Annotated in this window: 1 protein-coding gene; it reads left to right on the forward strand. The window is 64.4% G+C overall.

The features are described from left to right. Nucleotides 1-953: cytosine deaminase (locus AC1D0P_RS26090; RefSeq protein ID WP_477679376.1), on the forward strand; the 953-nt coding region annotated here is incomplete at its 5' end.

Below are 953 nucleotides of genomic sequence, written 5' to 3' on the forward strand. Positions count from 1 at the left end.
CCAAAGGCCTGCTGTCAATCCGCAGCCACGTCGACACCAGCGATGCCAGCCTGCTGGCCGTTGATGCGCTGCTCGAAGTGAAGAAACAAGTCGCCCCCTATATCGACCTGCAGCTGGTCGCCTTCCCGCAGGACGGCGTGCTGCGCAGCCAGGGCGGCGTCGAGAACCTCAAGCGCGCGCTAGCCAAAGGCTTGGACGTGGTCGGCGGCATCCCGCACTTTGAACGCACCATGGCCGACGGCGCCGCCAGCGTCAAGCTGCTCTGCGAGATCGCGGCTGAACGCGGCTTGCTGGTCGACATGCACTGCGACGAATCCGACGACCCGCTGTCGCGCCACATCGAAACCCTGGCGTATGAAACCCAGCGCCTGGGCCTGCAGGGCCGCGCCAACGGCAGCCATTGCACCTCCATGCACAGCATGGACAACTACTATGTCTCCAAGCTGCTGCCCCTGATCGCCGAAAGCGGCGTCAGCATCATCGCCAACCCCCTGATCAACATCACACTCCAGGGCCGCCACGACAGCTACCCGAAACGCCGAGGCATGACCCGCGTACCCGAACTCATGGCCGCCGGCGTCAACGTCGCCTTCGGCCACGACTGCGTGATGGACCCCTGGTACGGCATGGGCAGCGCCGACATGCTCGAAGTCGCGCACATGGGCCTGCACGTGGCGCAGATGACCAGCCAGAAAGGTATACGCCAGTGTTTTGATGCGGTGACGGTCAACGCCGCGAAGGTGATGCACCTCGAAGGCTATGGGCTGGAGGTGGGCTGCGACGCGAGTTTTGTGCTGCTGCAGACGCGGGATCCGGTGGAGGCGATCCGCTTGCGGGCGAATCGGCTGAAGGTTTGGAAGAAGGGAATGCTGCTGGCGCAGACGCCCGAAGTCTCGGCGCAGTTGTCGCTGCCGGGCCGGCCGGCCGCGACTGGTTTTATGGTTGCTCGATAG

Source organism: Polaromonas sp. P1_G2 (assembly GCF_056405515.1).